At 56.0% G+C, this 913-nt stretch carries 1 pseudogene; it reads left to right on the forward strand.

The annotated features are described in order from the left end of the window. Positions 1–88: 88 nt before the first annotated feature. Positions 89–906 (forward strand): annotated as a pseudogene (locus tag EOS_RS44505) (IS5 family transposase). The last annotated feature ends 7 nt before the right edge of the window (positions 907–913 follow it).

Genomic DNA, 913 nt, shown 5'->3' on the forward strand with positions numbered 1-913 from the left:
AAGAGCCGGTTTCAAAAAAACGTGAAGGGCTCTGTTAACTTTATAGACATCCTGTTAACCTAGGCCATCGTGATGACGAGACCAAGGGATGGACAAGCCAATCATTGACGACGAATTATGGCGCCGACTCGAACCGTTACTGCCCCAGCCGAAAGCTCGTCGCGAGAAGTACCCTGGTCGCAAGCCGGTACCCGATCGCGCAGCATTGAACGGCATTGTGTTTGTGTTGCGCACAGGGCTGCGTTGGCGCGATCTACCCGCCGAAATGGGTTGCGGCTCTGGCGTGACTTGTTGGCGCCGCTTACGCGACTGGCAAGAAGCAGGCGTGTGGGATCGATTGCACGAAGTGCTGCTCGCCGAGTTACGCGCAGCGGGCCAAATCGACTTGTCACGCGTGGTTGTCGATTCCTCTTCCGTGCGGGCTATCGGGGCGGGCCAAAAACTGGGCCGAACCCCGTAGACCGTGCGCGACCGGGCTCTAAGCACCATGTTGCGACCGACGCAAACGGGGTGCCGCTTTCGATCATCTTGACCGGTGCGAATCGCCATGACGTCACACAATTGCTGCCGCTTATCGACGCGATTCCAGCCATTCGTGGCATACGCGGTCGCCCCTTGAAAAAGCCTCAAGTGGTCTTTGCAGATCGCGGGTACGACTCCGAAGCACACCGACAGAAATTGCGCGATCGCGGTATTAAACCTGTTCTCGCCAGGCGCCGCACTGAACATGGCAGCGGACTTGGAAAGTATCGATGGGTAGTCGAACGTACTCATGCTTGGTTCCATAATTTCCACCGTTTGCGAATTCGCTACGAGCGACTGGCCAAGATCCATGAAGCCTTCTTGAAGTTCGCTGCTTGCCTTATCTGCTGGAATACTCTTCAGCGATCTATTTCGGCTTTTTGAAACCACC

Origin of the sequence: Caballeronia mineralivorans PML1(12), assembly GCF_001028175.1 — a bacterium.
Lineage (GTDB): Bacteria > Pseudomonadota > Gammaproteobacteria > Burkholderiales > Burkholderiaceae > Caballeronia > Caballeronia mineralivorans.